The 25,599-nt window shown below is 38.8% G+C and carries 21 protein-coding genes; 8 read left to right on the top strand and 13 right to left on the bottom strand.

Features of this window, described 5'->3' with window-relative positions; translation table 11 throughout:
• Nucleotides 1–68: 68 nt before the first annotated feature.
• On the bottom strand, nt 69–3,254 hold the full coding sequence (locus CHB66_RS01110; RefSeq protein ID WP_089237094.1) for a VPS10 domain-containing protein: 3,186 nt from the start codon (nt 3,252–3,254) through the stop codon (nt 69–71).
• Between the two features lie 381 nt (nt 3,255–3,635).
• Between CHB66_RS01110 and CHB66_RS01105 the strand changes: the two genes are divergently transcribed.
• Entirely contained in the window at nt 3,636–5,498 is a 1,863-nt protein-coding gene (locus CHB66_RS01105) for a M1 family metallopeptidase (protein ID WP_089237092.1), read from the top strand.
• 543 nt (nt 5,499–6,041) lie between these two features.
• Here the strand turns inward: CHB66_RS01105 and CHB66_RS01100 are convergent.
• Both CHB66_RS01100 and CHB66_RS01095 read right to left on the bottom strand, forming a co-directional pair.
• Nucleotides 6,042–6,218 carry a histone H1 gene (locus CHB66_RS01100; RefSeq protein WP_089237090.1) on the bottom strand — a complete coding sequence of 59 codons (177 nt, stop codon included), beginning with the start codon at nt 6,216–6,218 and terminating at the stop codon, nt 6,042–6,044.
• Between the two features lie 103 nt (nt 6,219–6,321).
• Nucleotides 6,322–7,572, bottom strand: coding sequence for an aminotransferase class I/II-fold pyridoxal phosphate-dependent enzyme (locus tag CHB66_RS01095; protein ID WP_089237435.1), 1,251 nt, complete (start codon nt 7,570–7,572; stop codon nt 6,322–6,324).
• Between the two features lie 186 nt (nt 7,573–7,758).
• Here CHB66_RS01095 and accC point away from each other — a divergent pair, with 186 nt between their 5' ends.
• From accC to CHB66_RS01080, 3 genes are read left to right on the top strand one after another with little or no spacing between them, the layout of a single operon-like run.
• Complete coding sequence (accC, locus tag CHB66_RS01090; RefSeq protein ID WP_089237088.1) at nt 7,759–9,261, top strand: acetyl-CoA carboxylase biotin carboxylase subunit; 1,503 nt, start codon at nt 7,759–7,761, stop codon at nt 9,259–9,261.
• Nucleotides 9,261–10,559 (top strand): DUF1015 domain-containing protein, encoded by a 1,299-nt coding sequence (locus CHB66_RS01085; protein WP_089237086.1) that lies wholly within the window; start codon nt 9,261–9,263, stop codon nt 10,557–10,559. Before accC ends, CHB66_RS01085 begins: the two co-directional genes overlap by 1 nt.
• On the top strand, nt 10,556–11,137 hold the full coding sequence (locus tag CHB66_RS01080) for a Maf family nucleotide pyrophosphatase (protein ID WP_317045567.1): 582 nt from the start codon (nt 10,556–10,558) through the stop codon (nt 11,135–11,137). Before CHB66_RS01085 ends, CHB66_RS01080 begins: the two co-directional genes overlap by 4 nt.
• 7 nt (nt 11,138–11,144) lie before the next feature.
• Here the strand turns inward: CHB66_RS01080 and CHB66_RS01075 are convergent, their stop codons facing one another.
• The 4 genes from CHB66_RS01075 to sdaAB all read right to left on the bottom strand — a co-directional run bounded on the left by CHB66_RS01075 (nt 11,145) and on the right by sdaAB (nt 15,346).
• On the bottom strand, nt 11,145–11,903 hold the full coding sequence (locus CHB66_RS01075) for an energy transducer TonB (RefSeq protein ID WP_089237084.1): 759 nt from the start codon (nt 11,901–11,903) through the stop codon (nt 11,145–11,147).
• 105 nt (nt 11,904–12,008) lie between these two features.
• On the bottom strand, nt 12,009–13,304 hold the full coding sequence (locus CHB66_RS01070) for an efflux RND transporter periplasmic adaptor subunit (RefSeq protein WP_089237082.1): 1,296 nt from the start codon (nt 13,302–13,304) through the stop codon (nt 12,009–12,011).
• An 8-nt stretch (nt 13,305–13,312) separates the two neighbouring features.
• On the bottom strand, nt 13,313–14,665 hold the full coding sequence (locus CHB66_RS01065; RefSeq protein ID WP_089237080.1) for a TolC family protein: 1,353 nt from the start codon (nt 14,663–14,665) through the stop codon (nt 13,313–13,315).
• 3 nt (nt 14,666–14,668) lie between these two features.
• Entirely contained in the window at nt 14,669–15,346 is a 678-nt protein-coding gene (sdaAB, locus tag CHB66_RS01060) for an L-serine ammonia-lyase, iron-sulfur-dependent subunit beta (RefSeq protein WP_089237078.1), read from the bottom strand.
• A 166-nt stretch (nt 15,347–15,512) separates the two neighbouring features.
• Between sdaAB and CHB66_RS01055 the strand changes: the two genes are divergently transcribed.
• A complete protein-coding gene (locus CHB66_RS01055) occupies nt 15,513–16,340 on the top strand; it encodes an aminotransferase class IV (protein ID WP_089237076.1) in 828 nt (275 codons plus the stop codon).
• A gap of 184 nt (nt 16,341–16,524) precedes the next feature.
• On the opposite strand, the gene CHB66_RS01050 is transcribed toward CHB66_RS01055, so the two are convergent.
• Nucleotides 16,525–17,319, bottom strand: coding sequence for a thymidylate synthase (locus CHB66_RS01050; protein ID WP_089237074.1), 795 nt, complete (start codon nt 17,317–17,319; stop codon nt 16,525–16,527).
• Nucleotides 17,320–17,424: 105 nt separating this feature from the next.
• On the opposite strand from CHB66_RS01050, the gene CHB66_RS01045 reads away from it, so the two are divergent.
• Nucleotides 17,425–19,698 carry an efflux RND transporter permease subunit gene (locus tag CHB66_RS01045; protein WP_089237072.1) on the top strand — a complete coding sequence of 758 codons (2,274 nt, stop codon included), beginning with the start codon at nt 17,425–17,427 and terminating at the stop codon, nt 19,696–19,698.
• A 62-nt stretch (nt 19,699–19,760) separates the two neighbouring features.
• On the opposite strand, the gene CHB66_RS01040 is transcribed toward CHB66_RS01045, so the two are convergent.
• The 3 genes from CHB66_RS01040 to CHB66_RS01030 all read right to left on the bottom strand — a co-directional run bounded on the left by CHB66_RS01040 (nt 19,761) and on the right by CHB66_RS01030 (nt 21,755).
• Complete coding sequence (locus CHB66_RS01040; RefSeq protein WP_089237070.1) at nt 19,761–20,072, bottom strand: helix-turn-helix domain-containing protein; 312 nt, start codon at nt 20,070–20,072, stop codon at nt 19,761–19,763.
• Between the two features lie 15 nt (nt 20,073–20,087).
• A complete protein-coding gene (locus CHB66_RS01035) occupies nt 20,088–20,432 on the bottom strand; it encodes a type II toxin-antitoxin system RelE/ParE family toxin (protein ID WP_089237068.1) in 345 nt (114 codons plus the stop codon).
• A 123-nt stretch (nt 20,433–20,555) separates the two neighbouring features.
• A complete protein-coding gene (locus tag CHB66_RS01030) occupies nt 20,556–21,755 on the bottom strand; it encodes an exo-beta-N-acetylmuramidase NamZ family protein (protein WP_089237066.1) in 1,200 nt (399 codons plus the stop codon).
• Nucleotides 21,756–21,796: 41 nt separating this feature from the next.
• On the opposite strand from CHB66_RS01030, the gene CHB66_RS01025 reads away from it, so the two are divergent.
• Entirely contained in the window at nt 21,797–23,014 is a 1,218-nt protein-coding gene (locus tag CHB66_RS01025; protein WP_089237064.1) for an ABC transporter permease, read from the top strand.
• Here the strand turns inward: CHB66_RS01025 and CHB66_RS01020 are convergent.
• Complete coding sequence (locus tag CHB66_RS01020) at nt 23,001–23,747, bottom strand: polyprenol monophosphomannose synthase (RefSeq protein ID WP_089237062.1); 747 nt, start codon at nt 23,745–23,747, stop codon at nt 23,001–23,003. The genes CHB66_RS01025 and CHB66_RS01020 overlap by 14 nt on opposite strands.
• 101 nt (nt 23,748–23,848) lie before the next feature.
• On the opposite strand from CHB66_RS01020, the gene CHB66_RS01015 reads away from it, so the two are divergent.
• On the top strand, nt 23,849–24,730 hold the full coding sequence (locus CHB66_RS01015) for an ATP-grasp domain-containing protein (RefSeq protein WP_089237060.1): 882 nt from the start codon (nt 23,849–23,851) through the stop codon (nt 24,728–24,730).
• A 2-nt stretch (nt 24,731–24,732) separates the two neighbouring features.
• Here CHB66_RS01015 and CHB66_RS01010 read toward each other — a convergent pair whose 3' ends face one another.
• Nucleotides 24,733–25,407 (bottom strand): hypothetical protein, encoded by a 675-nt coding sequence (locus CHB66_RS01010; protein ID WP_141107348.1) that lies wholly within the window; start codon nt 25,405–25,407, stop codon nt 24,733–24,735.
• Between the last annotated feature and the right edge of the window lie 192 nt (nt 25,408–25,599).

The following is a 25,599-nucleotide window of genomic DNA, read 5'->3' as shown; positions in this document are numbered from 1 at the left end:
TATTCCACTTAAACATAAAAAGCCACCCTTCCGGATGGCCTTTTTTATTTAAAATTCAATGCGAGGCATCAATTGATGTCTACCATTTCAATTTCCTTGAAGATATCGATTTTAGTATTTCTAGCCTTTTCTTCAAAAGCTTTCCAGTCATTATCGAAGAAGGCTTTCCAAACTTCCAATGCTTCAGCAGCACTTTCTTTGGCTTGATCAAAAAGACGCTGTTCTGTAGGGCCTGGAGCACCATAAGATGATGCTGCATAGCTTCTAGGAGTACCTAACCTGCTCATGGTAGTTGGATACAAGTTTCTGACGATTCCTTGACCTTCTCTGCTTGGTCCGTAAAATGCCTCTCTCGTCTTATCCAATTTCTTTCTGATATCTGCTACTTCCTTCATCAAGGCTTTTACTTCAGGACTATCTACATCTCTCGCATAAGCAGTCAGCTTGTCAAGTGTAGATCGAGCATCATCCAATTGTCTAGTGGCTTTACCTACTTCAGCACCAAGGGTTTCAGTTTGTTTGATAAAGGCTTCTCTAGCTTTCAAGTCAGCTAGATTAGCTTCGATTCTTGGGTCACCGTACACATTGATCATGGTTTCGGAAGTTTCTCCTCCATATGAGAATACAAGTTTGTAGGCTCCTGGGATAGCTGGTCCGCCTCCTGGCTCAAAGAATCCTCTTCCTCCTCCTCCAAATCTTCCACCTCTACCAAATGAACTTGCATCAACAGAAGATTTTCTATCCAAATTCCAGATCATTCTATTGACTCCTTGTTGAGGAACTGTTTTCAAAGTTCTGATTTGTTCTCCATCTGAATTGAAGATGGATACGGTAACGGTATCTTTTTTCTCTTTATCATCATTGATGATAAAGTGTAATCTTCCTCCAAAGACTCTGTTTTCTCCAGCATATTTGCCATCTGCTGGGAACCTTTCACCATGAGGCTGGTGAATTTCAGCTTGGAATGCATCAGAAGGTTGTACTGCTGTGATTTTTGCCGATGGAGCTTTTCCTTGATTTTGAGCATAGACCCTCAATGGTCTGATATCATCCAATACATAAAGGGACCTACCAAATGTTCCAATCACCAAATCAGCTTCTCTCTCCTGTATCACCATGTCATAAGTAGAGTTGGCATTAGGATAGCCATGTCTCCACTGATTCCAAGTTTTGGCGTTGTCAAAAGATACATATAAGCCAAATTCAGTTCCAAGGAAAACCAAATTAGGTTCTACAGGATCTTGGATGATGGATAGGGCATAGCCCCAAACTTTGCTATCATCAGCTATTCTTTCGTAGCTATTGCCAAAATTTTTTGTTCTATATGCATAGGCTGAGAAATCATTATTTCTGTAGTTGTTGGCTACTATCCATGCTTCCCCTGCATCATATCTTGAGGCTTGAATCTGCGGAATCCAACTCGCTTTCGGTAAGCCAGTGAGTTTGGCAGCTGTATTAGTCCAAGTCTTTCCCCCATCTCTGGTTACTTGTACATTACCATCATCTGTCCCTACCCAGATTACATTTTTATCTACTGGGCTTGGAGCAATAGCGATAATAGTCGTATGATTTTCGGCACCAGTAATATCAAAAGTTAATCCACCTGTCTCCTGTTGTTTTTGTTTTTCAGGATCATCAGTCGTCAAGTCTGGTGAGATGATTTCCCATGTTTCTCCTCTGTCTGTGCTCTTATGAAGGAACTGGCTACCATAATAAATAGTACCAGCGTCATGTGGACACTGAGCAAGTGCAGCGTTCCAGTTGAACCTCAAAAACACATCTTTGTCAGGATGAGTGGGTCTGATGTTTCTTTTATGTCCTGTTTCCTTATCAAACCTCGTTACATTACCGCCTTGAGACATGGAATAACCATATCTTGAATCTTCAGGGTCAGACGAGGCATCAAAGCCATCTCCGAATTGTAATTCTTGCCAATAAGTATTTCTGATACCATCTCTTCTCCACACATAAGCAGGACCTACCCAGCTGCCATTGTCTTGAAGACCCCCGTAAATATTGTAAGGGATCTCGTTGTCTACATTGATATGATACCATTGTCCTACAGGGATGTTTTCTGCAAAGTACCAAGTCTTACCACCATCTCTTGTAATGTTCAAACCACCATCATTACCATCGATCATTAATCTAGGATCATTGGGATTGATATACCAAGCGTGATGATCAGGGTGAACACCTTCGTATTGCAACAACTGGGTGAATGATTTCCCTCCATCTTCACTCATGCCAACTCTGGAATAGAGTGTGTAGATGCGATCTGCGTTTTTAGGATCTGCATAGATTTCATAGTAATAGAAAGGTCTATCACCAATTTCACCTTTGTCATTGACCAATCTAAATCTATTGCCTCCATCCTCGGATACATAAAGGCCATTTTTGGTAGACTCTACCAACGCATATACCTTTTGGCTATTTGACTTGGATATTGCAAGCCCCATTCTTCCATATGGGCCTTTCGGTAAGCCATTTTTCTCGTCTAACTTTTTCCAATTCTCCCCGCCGTCAATCGTTACAAATAATCCTGAAGAAGGACCACCTGAGTTGAAAAACCATGGATATCTTCTATGTTCCCACATATTGACAAATAGCTTATTTGGGTTATTTGGGTCCATAATCATTTCACCAACACCTGTTTTGGTGTCGATATAAAGGATTTTTTCCCAAGTTTTTCCGCCATCAGTAGTTTTGTACACACCCCTATCTTCTTGCTCTCCCCAAGGAGAACCGATAGCTCCTACATAAATCGTGTTGGGATCATCTGGATGTATAATGATTCTATGAATGGCTCTCGTTTTTTCCAAGCCCATCAATTCCCATGTTTCTCCAGCATCTAAGGATCTATAGATACCATAACCAAGGTTAAGGGAGTTTCTAGGATTGCCCTCTCCAGTTCCTACCCATACAATGTTTGGGTTTTTCTGATAGACAGCAATGGCTCCTATAGAGTGAACTTTTTCTTCTTCAAAAATCGGTTTCCAGGTAATTCCACCAGAGGTTGATTTCCATACACCTCCAGATGCAGCACCTGCATAGATAATGTTTGGATCATTGTCTATGGCAGCGACGGCGGTGATTCTACCACTCATGCCTGCAGGTCCTATGCTTCTGGTTTTCATGGTCTTGAACAGATCCATGTCTACTTGCTGTGCCGTCACAAACTCTGGTAAGCTCAGTAAAACCAAAAGAGCTAGTCCCCAAAGTTTGAATTGATTAAGCATTCTTCTTTGTGTTTTCATTGGGTATCAATTTTTCAAAATATTTTCTTTCAATTAAGGTTATAAAAACCAATGATAATACTGAAATCTTGTGGAGGGAAATTAAGGTTGATGAAAGGTAATTCCTTTTGAGAAAATGCTTTCCTATGGATTGGGCAATGGTATTGACCTTATAGTTATATGATTTCTGAGTGCAGCTTAGTGGAGTCCAATAGGTTAATGTGTGTTTTAGAGCAATTGATGCACAGATAACTAATCGACTAATAACAGTTAACGATTATCCGTAAGAATATTTGTGTTAAATATGTACACTGGTATAATTACGGATAATCAGATTATTTGACCAATGGCTTGCAGCGGGCTCAGATTTTGGGTTATTTTAGCAAAAAAACTTAGATAAATATGTTCAAAAGATTATGGTTTGCTGTGTGTGTTGCCTCATTGATGGGCATTTCCACACTTACATTTGCACAAAAGGACCGTTTCCAGCAAAAGGTCAAATATGAAATGGATGTGACCATGGATGTGGTGAAGAACCAATATACTGGTACACAGAAGCTACAATATACCAACAATTCCTCGGATACACTGACAAGAGCATTCTATCACTTGTATTACAATGCTTTCCAACCGAATAGCATGATGGATGTGAGGTCAAGAACGATCGCCGATCCGGACAGAAGGGTAAGAGATAGGATCCAAAACCTCAAGCCAGAAGAATATGGGATTTTGGAAGTCAGGAAATTGACCATGAATGGCAAACCAGTAAAATTTGAGCATGAAGAAACCATCCTAGAGGTAGATTTGGCTGAACCAATATTACCAGGTCAAACAGTCGTTTTTGACATGGAGTTTTTTGGTCAAGTACCACTTCAAGTAAGAAGAGCGGGTAGAGATAATGCAGAAGGAATCAGATATTCCATGTCACAGTGGTATCCTAAAATGGCCGCTTACGACGTAAGAGGATGGCATGCAAATCCATACATAGGGAGAGAGTTTTATGGTAATTTTGGAGACTTTGATGTAAAAATCACTATTGACAAAGATTACCTACTTGGTGGAACTGGCTATTTACAAAATGCCAATGAAATAGGGAAGGGCTATGAAGATGCGGGAGTGAAAGTGCCTGCGCCAAAAGGTAAGAACCTAACTTGGCACTTTGCAGCGCCAAATGTTCATGACTTCATGTGGGCTGCTGACCCGAATTACACCCATGATATGGTTCAGATGGAAAATGGACCAATGGTTCACTTGCTTTATGTGAAAAATGAAAAGACTGAAGAAAACTGGGCTGCTTTGATGCAATACACCATAGATGCGATTAAATATTGTAGTGAAAATTTTGGGACATACCCATATGAGCAATATTCTGTGATCCAAGGTGGAGATGGAGGGATGGAATATCCTATGGCTACTTTGATCACTGGTCATAGAAATCTTAGAAGTCTCGTTGGTGTGACAGTTCATGAATTGATTCATAGCTGGTATTATGGTGTGCTTGGCTTCAATGAATCTTCGGAACCATGGTTAGATGAAGGATTCACTACTTGGGGTACTTCAGTCGTGATGGATGCAGTATTTGAGAAAGATCCAAATTTTACGCACAATGGAAGCTATAGATCATACTTCAGGTTAGCAGAAGCTGGATACGAAGAACCTTTGACCACACATGGTGATCATTATAACTTGAATTCAGCTTATGGTCCTGGTACTTATAATAAAGGTGCTGTTTTTGTAGAACAGCTGTCGTATGTAGTAGGAAGAGAAAATTTCAATAAGGCTTTGTTGAGACTTTGGGATGATTGGAAATTCAAGCACCCTAATGGTAATGATGTGATCCGTGTATTTGAAAATGTAAGTGGATTGGAGTTAGACTGGTATTATGATTATTTCATTGCTTCTACCAAGACCATTGATTATGGAATCAAGTCTGTGGAAGCAGCTGGCAATGACACCAAACTTACGTTAGAGAGAGTGGGTATGATGCCTATGCCTGTGGATGTAGTAGTAACCTATCAGGACGGTTCGCAGGAGATGATTTATCTGCCATTGGTGATTCAAAGAGGAAGCAAGCCTGAGGAGGCTGGCATGCCTAAGCGAGTGAAGACGCAGAAATGGCCTTGGACTAACTATACGACTGAAGTGATGGTAGGCAGACCTATTGCCGATATCAAAAGTATAGAAATCGATCCTAGCCTAAGAATGGCTGATGTCAATAGAGAAAACAATAGGGTAGAAGTCTCTACTGAGATGGAAAAAAAGTAGCATTTTTTCATTTTAAAAAATATTTTCAAAAAGTCCTATCAGATAATTTCTGGTAGGACTTTCTATTTAGCAATAAGGCTTTGTTCCAGATAATACATTAGAATTAGTAGTGGTCTGTCCCAATTACCATAGAGAAGAGGTCAAAATGCAAAATATTCTACTAATTAGTGATCGCAGCATAGGTGTCTCTATAGGAGTGAGCTAAACCCTGCGAAGCGATAGGTTATAAAGCGTTTCACCCTCGAAATAAATGGTAGTCGTGGTGTAGAAATTCTAAGTCTTGTTTTGAATATATGTATAGCCGCTTTCATAGCAATAGCTAAACGAAATGGTGTCTTTTAAAGCAATTGATGCACTGATAACTAATCGGCTAATAACTATTATTTGCAAGAATATTTGTGCTAAATACCCATATTGTTTTCATTTCAGATAATCATATTAAGTATAAGTTTTTGCTACTATCTGAGTGATTGACTATAAAAAAATTGGCAAAAAAAAAGGAGATCATTATGATCTCCTTTTTATAAACTATGGTTTTTAGAATCAACCAGCGTTTTTCTTGTCCTGAACTTCCTTACGGATGTCCTGTGCCAAATTCTTAAGATCTTGCATTCCTTTTCTTACTCTAGTACCGGCAGCTTGGTTGCCTTTGTCATAGAATTTTTCGAAGTCTGCTTCTAGACCCATTACAAGATCTTTAATTTCGCTAAATCTGCTCATAGTAAAAGTTAATTTTAAGGTTGATGATATGTTTAATTATTGGTTCAATATATGCAAAATGTTTATAAAACAACAATAGGAGGCACTTTTTTAGAGAATTTTTTTATTCCCCGAATGATATTGCGAGTTCAGTAGTCTTATAATACCCGCTTGTAAGCTTCTCTTTAACAGCTTCGAAGGCAGCGATTGTTTCTGCCACATCTTCCAAAGTATGAACTGCGGTAGGTATTAACCTCAAGATAATCATGCCTTTAGGGACTACAGGGTAGATGACAACGGAACAGAAGATGTTATAATTCTCTCTCAAATCCTTGCTCATGGTAGCAGCTTCACCCACAGTACCGTTCAAAACGACAGGTGTAACTGGTGAATTGGATTTTCCTATGCTAAATCCTTTCTCAATCAACCCATTTTTTAGTGCATTGACGATTTTCCAAAGGTTATCTTTCAATTCAGGCTGTGTTCTCAGCATATCCAGTCTTTTTAGCGCTCCTTCTACTAGTAGCATTGGTAATGACTTAGCGAAGATTTGAGAACGCATATTATATTTCAAATAGTGAATCACTTTTGCGTCACCAGCTATAAATGCTCCGATAGAGGCCATGGATTTTGCGAAAGTAGAGAAGTATAGGTCTACTTCCTCTTGTACGCCTTGTTCTTCAGCTGTTCCGGCACCAGTCTGACCCATGGTACCAAAGCCATGTGCATCATCTACCAAAAGCCTGAAATCAAATTTTTCTTTCAATTTGACGATTTCTGCCAATTTACCTTGGTCACCTGTCATACCAAAGACACCTTCAGTAATCACAAGTATACCACCTCCTTGTTCTTGTGCAAGTTTGGTAGCTCTTTCAAGCTGCTTTTCACAATTATCAATATCATTATGCGGGAACACATAACGTTTACCAAGGTGCATTCTCAAAGCATCTATGATACAAGCATGGCACTCACTGTCGTATACGACTACATCTTTTCTATCAAGAAGAGAGTCTATCACAGACATGATACCTTGATAGCCATAGTTGAGTAAGTAGGCACTTTCCTTGCCAACGAATTCCGCCAACTCTCTTTCCAACTGCTCGTGAAGATCAGTCTGTCCAGACATCATTCTTGCACCCATAGGGTAGGCAGCACCCCATTTGGCAGCTGCTTCAGCATCTGCTTTACGGATGTCCGGATGGTTAGCCAAACCTAGGTAATTATTCAAACTCCAAGTCAAAACTTCCTTGCCTTTGAATTTCATCCTAGGGGCAATTTCCCCCTCGAGTTTAGGGAATGTGAAGTATCCTTCTGATAATTCAGAATGCTTGCCCAAAGGGCCAAGGTTCGTATTTAATTTATCAAATAAATCCAATGCTTTCAAACGTTTGGTTTTACAAAATTTTTCGTCGCAGAGTATACCGCTAAACTCGCCAAAAGTAATACATTTTGCCCACCCCTGCAAAATTTGAAAGGTCAATTCAAATATTCTTTCCTATCCTCGTTTTATTTTATTTACTTCGTGGGTTAAGCTTTTTGACACATAGAAAAAGACCCAAATATGAAAAAAATACAAAAGCTTTTGGTGGCTAATAGGGGAGAAATCAGTCTCCGTATCATGCGTACAGCTAAAGAGATGGGTATCAAAACGATAGCTGTCTACAGTGAAGCAGATAGGGATGCTCCTCATGTCAAATACGCCGATGAAGCAGTTTGTCTAGGGCCACCTCCATCTAATCAATCTTACCTTTTGATGGATAAGATCATACAAGTATGTAAAGAATTGAATGTAGATGCTATTCACCCGGGCTATGGATTCTTGTCTGAGAATGCTAAATTTGCCAGAAAGGTTGCCAATGCTGGAATTATATTCGTAGGACCTTCTCCTGAAGCAATTGAAGTAATGGGCTCCAAGCTTGCAGCCAAGCATGCAGTATCAACATACGATATTCCAATGGTCCCTGGAACTGAAGATGCAATCTCAGATATCCCTGCTGCCAAAGTTAAGGCTCAAGAAATTGGCTATCCAATCCTGATTAAAGCTAGTGCTGGAGGTGGAGGAAAAGGCATGAGGGTGGTGGAGCATGAAGGGGAATTTGAGGAGCAAATGCAAAGAGCTATTTCTGAAGCCCAGTCAGCTTTTGGAGATGGTGCTGTTTTTATAGAAAAGTTCATCACTTCACCAAGGCATATAGAAATACAAGTACTCGGAGATCAGCATGGTAATGTAGTGCATTTGTTCGAAAGGGAGTGTTCTGTACAGAGAAGACATCAGAAAGTAATAGAAGAAGCTCCTTCCGCGGTGGTTTCTGAAGCTATGCGTCAAGCTATGGGAGAAGCTGCTATTAAGGTGGCCAAAGCCTGTGATTACTATGGTGCAGGTACCGTGGAATTTATTGTGGATGAAAAGTTGAATTTCTACTTCCTCGAAATGAACACCCGCCTTCAAGTGGAACATCCTGTAACAGAAATGATTACGGGGAAGGATTTGGTGAAGGAACAAATATTGATCGCAGAAGGTCTACCACTGAGCTTTGAGCAGAAGGACTTGAAAATACACGGCCATGCAGTAGAGGTGAGAGTCTACGCCGAAGATCCAAGGAACAATTTTCTTCCTGATATTGGGAATTTACAAACTTATATTAGACCTCAAGGTTCAGGAATCAGAGTGGATGATGGATTTGAACAGGGCATGGATATACCTATTTATTATGACCCTATGATTGCTAAGTTGATTACCCATGCTGATAATAGAGAAAAGGCCATGGACAGAATGATTCGCGCCATTGAAGAATATCAGATCACTGGTATAGAGACCACCTTGGGTTTTTGTAAATTCGTGATGGAACATGAGGCTTTTAGAAGCGGTGAATTTGACACCAAGTTTGTTGATAAATACTTTACTCCAGATAAATTAGATATTCAGTGGACAGATTTGGAACTAAAGCTTCTAGGAGCCACAGCAGTAGAACTTTTGGAAAAACAGAAAAATGACCTTCGCAAAGTAAAGTCAATGCAGGACGGATCGATGCCAAGGACAAAATGGAAAAATAGATTGCTCTAATGGCAGAGATATTACCGATTAAAGCATGGCGCTACCATGAAAAATACAGCCGTCAAATGGAAGATTTGACGGCTCCGCTTTTTGATGTAGTATCAGCTAGTCAAAGAGAAGTACTTTACGTCAATCCACTCAATAGTATTCATCTTTCTGTTCCTTTAGGAGTTGCTCCTGCTGAAGAGGCAAAAAAGACATTGGCTGATTGGAAAAGTAGGGGAGTGATCTCTCAAGATCAGATCCCTGGAATCTATGTTTATTACCAATATTTCAGACTCCCAGGAGAAGAAAAAGAGATTTGCAGGAAGGGTTTTATTGCTCAGATTAAAGCTTATGATTGGGATGAAAACGTGGTGCTTAGACATGAAAGCACCATAGCCAAATCTGTAAATGATCGGGTGGAATTACTTAGGGAAACAAAGCTCCAATCAAGTGCCACGCATGGACTCTACGAGGATGAGGATCATTTATTAGAGGCTTATATGGACAAAGCCATAGAAGATCCTATTTATGATTTGGAGGATTATCAGGGAGTGAGAGAGGTTTTGGCAGTGATTCAGGATGCTTCAATTATCAAGAAATTTGTAAGCCTAATTCGCAATAAGCAAATCATTTTGGCAGATGGACATCATCGTTATGAAGGAGCTATCTCTTATAGGAAGGAGATGATGATGCAAAATCTAACTTCTCAAGGGAATGAAGCCTATAATTTCCACATGATGTATTTTACGAATGCATTGGATAGCAACCTCAGGATTTTACCTACTCATCGATTGTTTCTGAATTTTGATATTTCTGAAGGAGATTTATTGGAGAAATTAGAACATTACTTTACTATCAAGAAACTCAATGATGTGGAGGAGATTGAAGAGTTAATACTTCACAAGCAATGGGCTTTTGGTTTGATAGTAGGGGAGAATGCTTATAAAATTAGGCTTATACCTGAGCAGATAGATTATATGCCAGCTGATTTACCTCAGCCTGTAAGGCATTTAGATTTGATGGTTTTACATTATTTTCTGGTTGAAAAAGTATTAGGAATTCCTCTGAAAGAGCAACGCTATTCGGATCAGATTGAATATGAACGAAACCTTAGGAGATGTTTGAAGAAGGTTTCTTCGAGCAATGCTACTTTTGCAGTGATCACTAGAGATATTGCGATGCAAAAAGTAATGGAAGTGTGTAAGTCCGGCTATACCATGCCTCAAAAATCAACCTATTTTTATCCCAAGACCTTATCTGGATTACTGTTTGCGTCAGTGGATGAGGAGGAGTTTAAGTTTCCCTATGAAATGTTTCAATGATGATTGATTTAAAAGAAAACAAATTGGTTTTAGCCTCCAAGTCTCCCCGAAGAAATGAGCTTTTAAAAGGCTTAGGTGTGGATTTTACAGTGAGGTCTAAGGATACTGATGAAAGTTTTCCTATGGATATGGATCCATTTGAAGTAGCCGGATACCTTTCCAAAAAGAAAGCAGATGCATTTGTAGATGAATTGGCTGATGATGAAATAATTCTGACAGCTGATACTGTTGTGATTCTCGATGGTCAAATCCTCAATAAGCCAGCTGACGAGCAAGAGGCTTGTGAAATGATTGCTGCTTTGTCAGGAAAAGTACATCATGTGGTGACAGGAATTACCATAGGAAAAAGCTCCCATTTAGTTACCAAACAGGATGTTGTCAAAGTGCACTTTAAGGAATTATGCAAAGAAGAAATTAACTATTATGTCAAAAACTTTCTACCGTTTGACAAAGCTGGTGCTTACGGAATTCAGGAGTGGATTGGCTACATTGCTGTGGATCGCATAGAAGGATCATTTTATACCGTGATGGGATTGCCGGTTCATTTAGTATACGAGGAATTGAAGTGTATTTTATAAAGGCAAATCAATTCCTATTCACAATCCCTAAGATGTTAAAAACTATTGGTACTATAATTTCTCTTTTTTTGATTTCCCCATTTAAAACGTATGGAGACCATTTTTCAGGGTAATTTTTTACTAAATTATAAGCTACATTTGCTAAAGCTGGATGAATTTCTTCAGGGTATAATACTTCTATATCTTCAATTTCACCAGATTCATTTATAAAAAATGACATGTTTATCCTTGTCACTTTTTTCGAATAGCGCACTTCTTTAGGAACCCTAATGTTTTGGGCAATATAAGTGTTCCAGCCTATTTGGCCTAAATGTGGCTCGGGTAATTGTTCACTAATCTTTTCTATTTCATTTCCATTTTCATCAAAATATACTTCATCATGAATTAGGTTTCCAGTGAATACTTTTTGAAAAATAGTATTTCCTTCTGAATTCAATTCTTTAGATACAGTGAATCCAGTTTGTAAATTTCTAGTGATTTCAAAAGTGATATCACCAAATGAGTTAAACTTTGTAATTGATTCACTGATAGCATTTCCATCTTTTCCTTTTTCAAATACTCTTTTTCTAATTAATGTAGTGTCAGATAAAGTGTAAAAAATTTCCTCAATCTTTGTTTCAGTTTCTTTTGTTTTTGAAAAAAAGAAAGGGTTGGATTTTTTCTTATGTTCAACGGGGAAAAAGAATTCATTATAAAATTTCAATTCTTGACCGAAGGTTAAAATATAAGTAAATAATAAAGCTGTGGTTAAAAGTATTCTTTTCATAATTTATTATTTAGGTTGTAAACTTAAAAATCTCGATTTGAAAAACAAATAAAAAGGAGCATCAAAGTCAATTGATGCTCCTTTTTATTATAATTGGTGATTCAATTATTCAGTCTTTTTTGTCACTTTGAGCAAATCATCATTTTTGAGTTGTTTGCTTACAGTGAAATAAGGTCCTGAAATCACTTGCTCACCTTCAGTGATCCCTTCCAGTACTTCGATGTTATCGAAGTCAGAGATGCCTGTTTTGATTTCTTTTTGTACGGCTCTACCATTCTCCACTACAAAAATCAGCTCTTTTGGTTTTTTGCTTCCATCTGCTGTGGTATTGGTCTGATCTTCTCTTGTAGTCACAGCTGCCAAAGGAACTGAGAGTATATTTTCTTTTTTCTGAGTGATGATATCAACACTTGCTGTCATCCCAGGTCTGAAAGGGAATCTGTTTTTCTCAGTTACCAGTTCGGCGTAAGAGTCGTTGATAATTCTAATTTTAACCTCAAATTCTGTAACCGCATCCATACTAGCTTTGGTATTGGCTGAGTTGGCTATAGAAGTGACTATCCCCTTGAATCTTTTTGCTGAAGATGCGTAAGAATCCACATCAATAAGTGTAGTGTCTCCCAGACTGATTCGGATGATGTCATTTTCATTTACATTGACACGAACTTCCATTCTGCTGAGGTCAGCGATTCGGAGCATCTCGGTACCAGCCATTTGTTGGGTTCCAACTACACGTTCACCTTTTTCAACTAGTAATTTGGATACAGTACCATTTACTGGTGCATAGACATTGGTTAATCTCAGATTTTCAGCCGCCTCGTTGACTGTTGCTTGAGAGCTTTTGATGATATATTCTGCACCTAGTACTGATTGATTGGCCGATTCCAGATCATTTTTAGCTGTAAGGAAGTTGGCTTGCGCTAGTTCCCAATCAGAATCAGAGATGACTTTGTCATTGTAAAGTTTCTCATTTCTTTTATAATCTAATTCGGCTCTGGTAAATTGTGCCTCAGCTCTTTTTAAGTTAGCTTTAGATTGTGCAAGGTTGGCCATTTGCTGGTTTAAATTTGCCTTGGCTCTGTCCAAAGCAGAGATAAAGTTGTCAGGTCGGATTTTGACCAACAAATCTCCAGATTTTACAGAGTCTCCTTCCATAACATTCAACTCAATGATCTCTCCTGCTACATCAGGGCTGAGCTTGACTTCGATTTCAGGCTCAATCACACCGGATGCCGAAACCTTTTCAATGATCGTATTTTTTTTAGCTAGTGTGGTCTCTACTTGTATTTCTTTTTCTCCACCTATCCATCCAGCTGATCTGCCGATGATAGCGAATATGATCAATGCACCTACTATTCCTAATAGGATAAATAATACCTTGTTTGATTGTTTTTTTGCCATGATTTTGATTATAAACTAAGTGGATTTCCTAGGTAAAAATCCAAGACCTTAACTCTGAAAATATAATTGTATTTTGAATTGATTAAATCTGCTTGCGCATTGAATAGGTTATTTTGTGCCACTTGATATTCTACTGAGTTGATTGCACCAGCATCAAATCTCTGTTGTGCAATCCTGAAAGCTTCTTCCAAGGAAGCAACTCTAGTCTGTGATGCCCTGTATGAAAGTCTTGCAGCATTAGCTGTGGTGTAAGCTGATTCAATATCCTGTCTCAATTGGTTTCGGGTTTCAAATTCATTGATTTCACTCAATCTCATTTGTAACTTGGCTCTTTGTAATCCAGATTTATTTCTGAAATTAGAAAAGATCGGGATACTCAATTGTAAGTTAGCTGCTTGAGACAGGTTATTTTCTATTTGTGTAATAAATGAAGGTCTGTCAAATCCAGGAACTGTTCGGTCAATATAGTTTGAAAACAAGTTGGCACTAGCTCCTAATGTAGGGAGAAAAGCACCTCTTGCAGCCCTGACTCCATACTCAGCACTCAGTACAGAAAGCTCAGCAGCTTTGATCTGAGGAAGAATTTCTGCTGAAACTTGAAATATTTCATCTACATCTTGGCTGATCATAGCAATCTGATTGGGATCCAAATCAGGCGCAACTACATCCATCTCTTCTACAAAAGGAAGCTGCATCGCTTGTAAAAGATTAAGCTTTGCGATTCTTAGGTTATTTTCCGCATTAATGACCTCTAGTTCATTGGTTGCATTTTGTGCTTCCAAGTCCAATTTACTTGCAAAAGGTAAGGCGCCTGCCTCCACTCGCTTACTAGTCACTTCTAATTGTTCTTGGGTCGTTTTTAACTGTGTTTTTGCAATATTCAATTGCTCTTTTGAAAAGATTACATTGATAAATAAGTTAATCACATTCAAGCTGATATTATTCTCAGTAGCCTTGACATTGAGTTGGTTGACTTGGATATCAGTTTTAGCTTGATTGATAGAATTAGTAATCTGTCTACCGGCGAAAAGCGTCACATTTGAATTTGCAGAGACGTTAATATTACCAATTCTATTGGTTTCAAAGAGGTTGGTAACAGGGTTGATCGATCTACCCCATCTATAGCCAGTACTTCCTCCAGCTGAAATTGAAGGTATTCTCTGACCTTGACTTTGTAAAAGCGCTGCTTCGCTCAGAGCAAGGTTTGTTTCGCTTCTTTTGAGTGTCAGGTTATTTTCTAAGGCTATTTCTATGCAAGTTGCTAGATCTAGTCTTGTGATATCTGCATTTTGAGCAAATGTAATTTCAGAAAATAGGGAAACTGCTGCGATGAAGCTTAAAATTTTGTACTTGTTTATCATTTTTTATAAGTCAATATCTGGTATATATATAATTTGTTTGATCCATGGGATGCTGCGAAGATATTCTATTGTAATGGCTTGGATGCCAGAGTCCATTTCTATCACGTGGCATGCTTCATCATTTTTACCCTTTCTTGATACGGACATGGTAGCGATGTTGGCTTTTTCCTGAGCGATTACACTAGATATAAATGCAATAGCGCCCGAAATATCCTGTGCCTTGATGATCAGCGTATGGGATTGAGCAGTAAAATCTGCATTGAAACCATCTACAAAGGCGATATTAATCAATCCACCACCGAGACTTTCTCCTATGACTTCCACTTTTTGCTCCCCCTTGCTAATGTTCAGCTTGATGGTGTTTGGATGATAGACTGAAGCATTGCCAACTGACTTGAACTTATATTCTAAGCCCTGTTCTTTGGCTATTTCGAAGGCTTGCTTGATTTTTGGATCATCCGTTTTGAAGTCCATTAACCCTCCAATAATCGCCTTATCACTTCCATGTCCTTCATAAGTTCTTGCAAAGGAATTGTAAAAGGTGATTTCGGCCTTGTCTGGTTTAGCCCCAAGAACTCTTATCGCTGCCCTAGCGATCCTCACTACCCCCGCTGTATGGGAAGAGGAAGGCCCGATCATCACTGGCCCGATCATGTCAAATACACTGCTTTTGCCACTCATGTTTCCTTAGTTTTTCAATTTTTGTGCTAAAATAAGACTATTATTTATGGCATTTGTGAAATTGTCCTTTATTCCTGATAGATGGCATTAATTTTTGATTATTTAATTAATTTTAACGGATAGAGAAGAAAACATTATTTGAATTTGTACGATAACGAACAAAAAGATGAACGCTGGTGAGACAGTTTTTCGGAAGAAAATCAATTTTTCTAATTGGGTAGCGGCTGAACCGGAATCCTTCAATAGAGGGCTTCTTTTTGGAGATGGCTTATTTGAAACCATGATCTTTGATCAAGGTAAAATTAGATTTTCAGAATTTCACAAAGCAAGATTACTAGATGGCTGTAAGATACTAGGTTTGGAGGTCACAGGCTTGAGTACCATAGAAGAACTTGAGAGGTTGCTCAGATTGAATTTTGGAGATGAAAATCCTAAACGGATAAGGTTGACAATCTTTAGAAAAGGGGAAGGGAAGTATACGCCTTTGACAGATGAAATTCATGAAATCTTGCAAATACAGCCATTTACCCCTGCACCCTCGTTCAAAAACTCAGCCTTCGTTCATCCAGAAATATACCTTTCCCATAGCCCTTGGAGCCATTGCAAAACGATCAATGCACTTCCATACGTACTAGCCAATAGGGACCGTGCTCAATTGGGAATGGATGAAGTGCTGCTGTTGAGTCAAGGAAGTTATTTGTCAGAAGGAGGATCATCCAACCTTTTTTGGGTCAAAACAGGAGAGTTTTTCACCCCCTCACTTGCCACAGGATGTATTGCTGGAGTGGGAAGAAGTGTGATTAAAGCATACCTGTTGAAACAGGGTATTACCCTTCATGAAGGTTTTTATAGAATAGAGGATTTGTATGAAGCCGATACAGTTTTTACCAGCAATGTCACGGGAATTAGCTATTTGCGCATGATAGAAGGAAAAATGCTAGGTCAGGAGCGATTGAGAATGATAGAGCAACTGTTTGAATTGAGTGGTTGTTGATCCTTACCTAAAAAATATGTAAAGAGAAACCTTTAAACTGACTTTTTAAATAGGTGATATAGCCTAATTCGATATTGATTGATCCTAGATATCAATAAATATTAGCATAAGCAGAACTAATTGCTAATGATAAAAGCATTTCCTTAATGCTCAATAAAGCACTTATAAAATTTTTATAACTTGATTAGACTGCAACTGCTGCTTTGATATGTGGGTGTGGGTCGTAACCTACCAATTCGAAATCCTCAAACTTAAAATCAAAGATATCCTTTACTTCAGGATTGATCTTCATCGTAGGAAGTGGTCTACAATCTCTTGATAGTTGCAAGTTTGCTTGCTCCAAATGATTGCTGTAAAGATGTGCATCACCAAAAGTGTGAATGAAATCGCCCAACTCTAAATCACAAACCTGGGCAATCATCATCGTAAACAAGGCGTAAGAAGCAATATTGAAGGGTACACCCAAAAACACATCAGCACTTCTCTGATAAAGCTGGCAAGAGAGTTTGCCATCCGCTACATAAAATTGGAAAATAGTATGACAAGGAGGTAAGGCCATATTGTCCACATCCGCAACATTCCAAGCGCTGACGATATGCCTTCTACTATCTGGTTTGGTCTTGATTTGGTGAATAAGATTCTTGATCTGATCGATTTCTCCTCCTTTGCTATCAGGCCAATGTCTCCATTGGTAGCCATAAACAGGGCCTAGATCACCATTTTCATCTGCCCATTCATCCCAAATACTTACCTTATTGTCATTAAGGTATTTGATATTGGAGTCTCCTTTGAGAAACCAAAGCAGTTCGATGATGATAGACCTTAGGTGACATTTTTTGGTGGTGACTAGTGGAAAGCCATCCTGCAAATTGAATCGCATCTGATAGCCAAATACACTCAAAGTTCCTGTGCCAGTTCTGTCCCCTTTTTGGACACCATTGTCCAAGATATGTCTCATCAAATCGTGATACTGCTTCATAAATTTCAATTTACCTCATACAATTTGCCAAGATAAAAAGATTATAAATAATCAGAAAGACGTTTTGATGGTTTATATCTTTGAAACTTGTATTCAGTTGAAAATATGTTTGATAGAAAAAAATCAATGCTAGGTTTAGGTCTGGCAGCTTTGATCTCCGTACTTTTTGTAATTCTCCAACCTCAGGTCAAATTTGACTATGATTTTGAGCAGTTTTTTCCACAGGATGATGAAGAGCTACGTTTTTATCAAGAGTTCCGAACAACATTTGGGAATGACAATGATTACTTGCTGATCGCGCTGGGGCAAGAAAGGGGTGTTTTTGACCAAGAATTTTTAGATGAAGCCCTTGCTATCCAAGACAAAATCCAAGCTTTAGATTTGGTGGAAGCAGTCTTTTCTCTTTTGGAATTAGAGGAGCCTATCATTGGAGCTTTGGGTGTGAGCTATAGAAATGCCTTGGATTGGTCTTCTGATCAGAAATTGGAGCAATCCAAGAAAAGGTTGCTCAGTCATCCACAGTATGCTGGAAATCTTATCAGTCAAGATGGGGATTACCTGCTACTGATGGTCAGTAATAAGCAGCTGATTAGTAAAGAAGAAGGCGATGCGCTCAATTTAGCAATTAAGGAAATCCTATCAGACTCGGGAATCCCCCTTTTTTTTACAGCAGGCAAGATCAAGGCGCAGGGAGAATTTGTCGACTTGCTGCAAGCAGAGTTTGGGTTTTTCTTGGCAATTTCATTTGTGCTGATTTTATTGCTTCTTTTCCTCATTTTTCGCTCTTGGTGGGGAGTCTTGCTGCCTGTCATCGTACTGAGTGTGGGAATTGGCTGGACGATTGCACTGATTCTTTTGACGGGAAAGGCTTTGGATGTGATGTCTGTCATGCAACCTACCATCCTGCTGGTGATAGGCTTAAGCGCTTTGGTTCACTTGCTGAGCTACTATTTAAAATATTTGAGAAATGGGGTAGAGAAGTCCAAAGCAATCGCTTTGACCTTTAAGGAATTATTTCTTGCAGTCTTTCTGACTTGCTTTACTACTGCTTTAGGGTTTTCGACTTTGTATTTTACGAGTGCAGTGAGTCTGAAGCAATTTGGGATTTATACCGCATTGGGAGTTATGGTCATGTTTTTGGCTGTCCTATTGATTACCCCTGGCTTGTTACATTTGTTTAGTCCGTTAAAAGCTGCTGAAAATGATCGATTCAAGGAGTTTTGGAGGGTTTATTTGGGAGATGCGTTGCGATGGACTTGGGGAAATAGGAAGTTGGTTTTGAGTGGGTTTTCCATCCTTACCATGTTTTCAATCTTTGCATTAAGTGATCTGAAGATCAATGGTTATCTGCTGGATAATTTACCTAGAGACCACGAGTTAGTGCAAGAGTTTGAGTTCTTTGATCGGGAGTTTGGCGGATCTAAGCCGCTAGAGATCTTCTTGGAAGCGGGTGAGGAAGTCGAAGATGTCTTCGATTTGGAATTTCTAAGAGTGCTAGATAAAGTAGAACATTTTGTGAATGAGCACTATGAGTCTGGCGTAATCATTTCTCCATTGTCATTGGTCAAAGCGCTGAATCAAGCTCAAAATGGTGGTAATCCGAAAGCTTATGATTTACCATCTAGGGGGCAGTATCAGCGGATTCAACCTTACCTTGATCAAGCACTACTACAATCAAATTTTAAATTATCAGATTCGACTAAGCGAATTGGGAGGCTTTCGACGCGAACAGCAGATATGGGAAGTCATCGGAGTTTTGAGATCAAGAGGGACTTAGAGACTTTTGTCAAACAAGAGGTTGACCCTGAGATCTTGAAGATCCAACTCACAGGAACATCCAATTTGATTGATAAAAGTCATGAAACCATTTCTACTCAGATGGCTAGAGGACTAGGAGTGGCAATTATTTTGGTGGGGATCATAGCTGGATTTTTGTTTCGGTCTTGGCGGATTTCCCTGATGGTTTTGATTCCTAATGTACTACCATTGCTTTGGATGTGTGGTGTGATGTGGCTTTTGGATATTGAATTGAAGCTGACCACAGCGGTGATTTTTACAGTGGCATTTGGGATAGCGGTGGATGACAGCATACACTTCATGACCAAGCTTTACAATGAATTGGGTAAAGGAAAGCGATTGCTTTATGCCCTGAAAAGAACTTACATGGAAACAGGAAAAGCGATTATTTTGACGACCATCATTTTGGTGTCAGGGTTTGCCATTTTGACTTTGAGTGAATTTGGTGTGACCTTTTATGCAGGCTTGTTGATCAGTTTGGCTTTGTTTTTCGCGCTTTTGGCAGACTTGCTACTATTACCAATCCTGCTATTGCCTATGGATAAGGTTTGGCGGGAGAAGAGTAGGAGGAAGAATGAGTAATTGATTAATTGATAGGGGTTGCTACGGGCTATAAAATCTTGGTTAAATGCAGCTTCTACTTATTAGGTTAATTTAACAAAGTTGTCTTCTATTTTCACATTGAAGTTTATTTCTGCTTTCAATGCCCTGAAAACTTTCATAATAGTGTCTATTGTTGCACTATTAGCACTGCTTTCCAGTTTAGAAATTTGAGACTTTTGAACCCCAATTAGTTTGCCTAATTCTTCTTGTGTCATTTTTCTTTCAATTCTAGCTGACTTGATCATTCTACCTAAAATTTCCATTTTCAATTCGTACTCGTAGGAGTCTCTTTCGGGTGTTCCTTCTTTTCCGATGTATAGATCTTTCATCTCGGCCAATGTTGTCTTTTTCATTTTTTCAGAAGTTTTTTATTTGTTTTTTTTCTTTTGTTCAAAATATCCTGTTCTAATTGTAATAGCTTTATCTATTTCTTTTTTAGGAACCTTTTCAGATTTTTTTACAAAACCATGAGTTGCCAATACCAATGTTTCTTCGCTACCATCTTTGTCCCAAAAAGCAAGCAATCGAATTTGTAAGCCCAAATACTTTGTTCTGAATTCCCAAATTTCTCGCTCAAGTTTTTTTAGAAGTTTAGGGTCTTTAGTTTGTTCGGCGATGTCGATATTGTATAGCACTTTCTTGATGGTTTTTACATCAAGCGTAGCTACAAAATCTTCAGCTTCTTTAAGAAAGACAGTCTCAAAGTATTTCATTGATTGTCTGATTGTTGTGAACGTTCAAAAATAGAAAAAGTTTCTAAATATAGCAACTTATTAAGATGTATTGGGAATTGTTTATTTTAGATCTAACCCTTTTCAATTCTTTAACTCAATCACTCAATAAATCAAATAAACCTGACTCTCTTCTCTAAACTTTTCCAAATCAGCTTGCCATGAAGCTCTGATGTCAGCCTCTGATTTTCCTGCAATTATGTCTTTTCGGAGTTGGTCTGTACCGGCGAGTTTGTCAAAGAAACTGTTGAAAAACTTATCCTTCTTGCCGCTGATCTGATAGGCTTCTAGTAAATATGCTAGGGTGAATTGATGTGTCAAGGGTTCATTTCTCAGGTCTCTGCCATAGCATGTTTTGTCTTGGTGAGGTGGATTTTTGGACATGCCAGCTATGCTGACAGGTTTGAAGGTGTATTCCCCATATTTCTGATCTGGATAGCCAAATACTTGAAATGGGAAGTAAGTGCCTCTGCCTACGGAGATATCTGTGCCTTCAAAGAAACAAAGTGATGGATATAATCGGATGGATAAGTCATTGGGTAGGTTAGGAGATGGCTTTACGGGAAGGCTGTAAGCCATGTCTCTTGACCAATTTTCAATTTTAACTATTTCTAGCTCTGTTTTGACGTTGTTTTTTAACCAGCCCTCCCCATTGATCATCTGGGCAAGCTCAGCCACAGTAAGTCCATGGACTACGGGAATGGGGTGCATACCTACGAAACTTTCGAATCCCTTTTTCAAAACAGGTCCGTCTATGTAGTCTCCATTTGGATTTGGTCGGTCAAGGATCAGCATGGGGATATTATTTTCCGCCGCACTTTCCATGACATAATGCATGGTGCTGATGTAGGTATAGAATCTCAAGCCCACATCTTGAAGGTCATACACGATGATATCTAAGTCTTTGAGCGATGTTGGAGATGGCTTTTTGTTATTCCCATAGAGGGAGACAAGGGACAAACCTGTGCGCTGATCGATTTCATTGCCCACGGCTTCTCCTGCATCTGCATCCCCCCTGAATCCATGCTCAGGAACAAATACCCTTTTGACCTCAATTCCTTCCATCATCAGAAAGTCTACCAAATGGATATTTTGCTTGGTGGTCAAGATACTCGTTTGGTTGACTACCAAACCAACTCTTTTGCCTTCTAGTAAGGGAAGGTATGCTTCTGGTCTATCAGCTGCGGGTAGGATTTCTGTTGGGGAGAGGCTATCTTGAAGCTCGGTATTGGTTTGTGGATTTTTACAAAAAGCCATACTATGAAGTAAAAAACTAAGAAGGAATAAGATTTTCATTTGCTTCATGTTATTTTGCGCTAGATTTCTAACAAATTAAAGAAACTTCATTGAACCTTTCTTATTTCATTGCCAAAAGAATCAGTTTTAAGCGTACAGGTGGATTTACCGGGACGATACATCGCATAGCAGTAGCGAGTGTAGCGATAGGGCTAGCGATCACCATGATTTCATTTATGATTCTTGGTGGATTTCAGAATGAAATTTCGAATAAGGTTTTTTCATTTACAGGTCATTATCAAGGTCTGAAGTTCGTTTCAGGAAATGCATTTGAAGAAGTCCCTGTGTCGATGAATTCAGATTTTTTCCAAAATTATGGTTCTTTAGATTTTATTCGTCATGTACAAGTTTTTGCTCATAAGCCAGGATTGCTTAAAGGCGACGAAGAAGTAGAAGGGGTCTTGATGAAGGGCGTAGGGCCTGATTTTGACTCGCTGTCTTTTAAGCCATCTATCATCAAAGGACGTTTCATTCAGTTTTCTGATTCCGCTGCCAGCAATGAGGTGGTCATCAGCAAAAAGATAGCCAATAAATTGCTCCTAGATGTGGGGGAACGAGTGACCATGTATTATGTGCAGGAGCCTCCGAGATTTAGAAGGTTGGAAATTGTGGGGATTTACGAGACATTTCTGGAAAATTTTGATGATAAAATCCTCATAGGGGATATTCAGACCATTCGGAATCTAAGTGGCTGGTCAGATGACCAAGTTGGTGGATTCGAAATCTTTGTAGATGATCCCAAGAAAATAAATTATTATGCAGAGGGGCTATATGACTTTATGGATTTTGACCTACGCTTGGTCAAGGTTACTGATAAATACCTAGAAATATTTGATTGGCTACAGCTCTTGAACAATAATGTCTATGTGTTTCTAGGTTTGATCTTATTCGTAGCGGCTTTCAACATGGTCTCCATCTTATTTATTTTGATCATGGAGCGTACACAGATGATTGGAATTCTAAAAGCAGTAGGAGCTCAGAATAGACAAATCAGGAAGGTGTTTGTTTGGAATGGGATAAGAATCATCGGGAGAGGGATGTTGATAGGTAATGGAATAGGATTGGTGTTTGGTTGGCTGCAGGATCAGTTTAGGTTAATTCCCTTGGATCCAGAAAACTACTACATGAGCTTTGTTCCCATAGATTGGAATTGGCCAGTATTCATCATGCTCAATGTGGTAGTATTGGTGGTTACTACTTTGGTGCTTTTTATACCAGCGATGCTTATCAGCAATATCAAACCCATCAAAGCAATCAGATTCGATTGATGGATTGGTAGGATTTGAAGATACTTTTGATCTTCATGTAGATCACCCCAAAAATTGCTTCTTTGAAAATTCCAGAACTCATTTTGGAAGTACCTCTAGTTCTGTCTGTGAAGATGATCGGGACTTCTACGATTTTGAAGCCAAGCTTCCATGCAGTGAATTTCATTTCGATCTGGAAAGCATAGCCTATAAACTTGATCTTGTCCAAGTCCATGGCACGAAGTACACGAGCGGTATAGCACTTGAATCCTGCTGTGGTATCCTTGATTGGGATGCCGGTAATGAACTGAACATATTTACTAGCAAAAAAAGACATCAACACCCTTCCCATTGGCCAATTGACTACATTGACTCCAGTGATGTATCTAGAGCCAATGGCCATATCATTATCTTCTTCAGCACATGCCTTGTAAAGTCTGATCAAATCCTTGGGATCGTGAGAAAAATCAGCATCCATTTCAAAAATATATGAATAACCCTGATTGAGCGCATATTTGAACCCTTCAATGTAAGCTGTACCAAGTCCCAACTTCCCGGATCGCTGAATCAGGTGAAGTCTTTCAGGGAATTTTGTAGCAAGGTCTTTTACAACCTTAGCTGTACCATCAGGGGAATTGTCATCGATAATCAATAGTTCAAAATCACCCTCAAGATCCATGACGGTCTGTATCATGTCTCGAATGTTTTCAAGTTCATTGTAAGTTGGGATGATGACGAGTTTTTCTTTTTTCATAATGCAAGCTTCAAAAATAGAAGTTAATCATGGTTTTAGTAATGAATTTTTGATAAAATGATCTAATTTCAATTTCACAATTAAGTTTTGATACATATAAAATGAGTAAAATTGCTGTAATTACCTATGAAGCAAGGGGTTCCTACGCGGCAAGTACCGTAGCTGATGAAGATGAATTATTGAAAGAAATATTAACTAGCGAGGGCTATGATTTTGATTTTCAGGTTTGGTCTGATCCAATGGTAAATTGGGAAAAGTACAATAAGATACTTTTGAAATCTCCTTGGGATTATTTTGATCGCTATGAGGAATTCTTAAAATGGTGTGATCATATCAGAACGTTAGGCATACCCGTATTGAATAGTATTGAGACAGTTATCTGGAATTCAGATAAGCGGTACCTCCAAGAATTGGAGGAAAAAGGTTTTCCCATTGTACCTACCGAGTTTTTGAGTAAGGGTACAGCCGCCGAAGAGGTTAGAGCCTGTTTTGAGACCTTTGACACAGCTCATTTAATTATGAAGCCAGTAATCAGTGGTGGTTCTAAGCATACTTTGAAGCTGTCTATCTCAACTTGGGATCGATGGGAAGAGGAAGTAGGCTTGCTTTTGAAAGATGAGGATTTTATGATTCAGCCTTTTGTGGAAGAGATTGTCAAGGTGGGGGAATATTCCTATTTATTTTTCAATGGAGGTTTTTCCCATGCAGTTCTAAAGATCGCCAAAGAAGGAGACTTCAGAGTACAACATTTCTTCGGTGGGCAAATTGCTCTTGTGCAGCCGACTTCGGAGCAACTTGCTTATTTGAAGCCTTTGGTTGATACTTTTGCCAAAGATACATTATACGCCAGAGTGGATGGGGTATGGAGAGGAGAGGAGTTTCTATTGATGGAATTAGAATTGATAGAACCTTATTTGTTTTTATTTACATCGGAAGTCGCAAAGGCAAATTACGTACAGGCACTTAAAGAAAGACTTGGCTGATTTTACCAGAAGTATCCTTTGAACAGTTTGTCTAATTGTTTATTTAGGACCTTGGGATCTAGAGGTTCTTTATCCATAAGGGTGGAGCTTTTGAAGAAAATTGGCTGCGAAGTCTGATTGTCCACTATCGCTATGAATAAGGTGGAATTTGACTTGGATGGAACAGGGTAGTACATACCCATGGTCAATACACCTATTCCAATTGATTTGAGAATCTGCCCTGTATAGTTACCCTTTCTTCTTGTGAAACCACTATGAGCGCTAAGTAATCCAAATCTGCTCTGCTCAGCATCTAATGCTGCTATGACCATTGGTGGAACAGGTATATCTTGAATATTTTTACTGACAGCTAGCATATCTAAAAACTCGACAGTTTGCTGCGCTATAATCGAGGACTCGTGTGCATCATCGATATTGAGTTTAGAAATCTTAGGTAAGCGATATTGGTTCTGTTTGATGACATCCACCCAAAGTACTTGTGAATAAAAGGATAGACTGTCACTCAGTTCTGATTGATTACCTTTATTGATTCCATGGATGAAAGATACAGGTTCTAAAATACTCAGCTCAGAGATGGCACTTGGATCTGTTCCATTGGTCTTAAACTTTCCAGATGCACAGCTGCCGAGAAGTAGTATCGAAGCAGCAAAAATTGAATAAACTTTACTTTTCATCATAAGGGGTTAGTTGGTTCAAATATGATTAGAAATTACAGATTAAAAAATGGATCATCAGAATAAAATTTCAAATAAACTAAAAAGTTTTTTAAATTAGGGATCATTACTATTTTGATAAGTCGAAAAATGATCATCATCTTATATTTTCGAGAAAAATACGGCACTTTTTTAGGCACGCTGAAAAAAAAATGA

Origin of the sequence: Belliella buryatensis, from assembly GCF_900188245.1 — a bacterium.
GTDB lineage: Bacteria > Bacteroidota > Bacteroidia > Cytophagales > Cyclobacteriaceae > Belliella > Belliella buryatensis.
The sequence above is the reverse complement of the archived record's forward strand: the minus strand, read 5'-3'. Positions and strand labels throughout refer to the sequence as shown.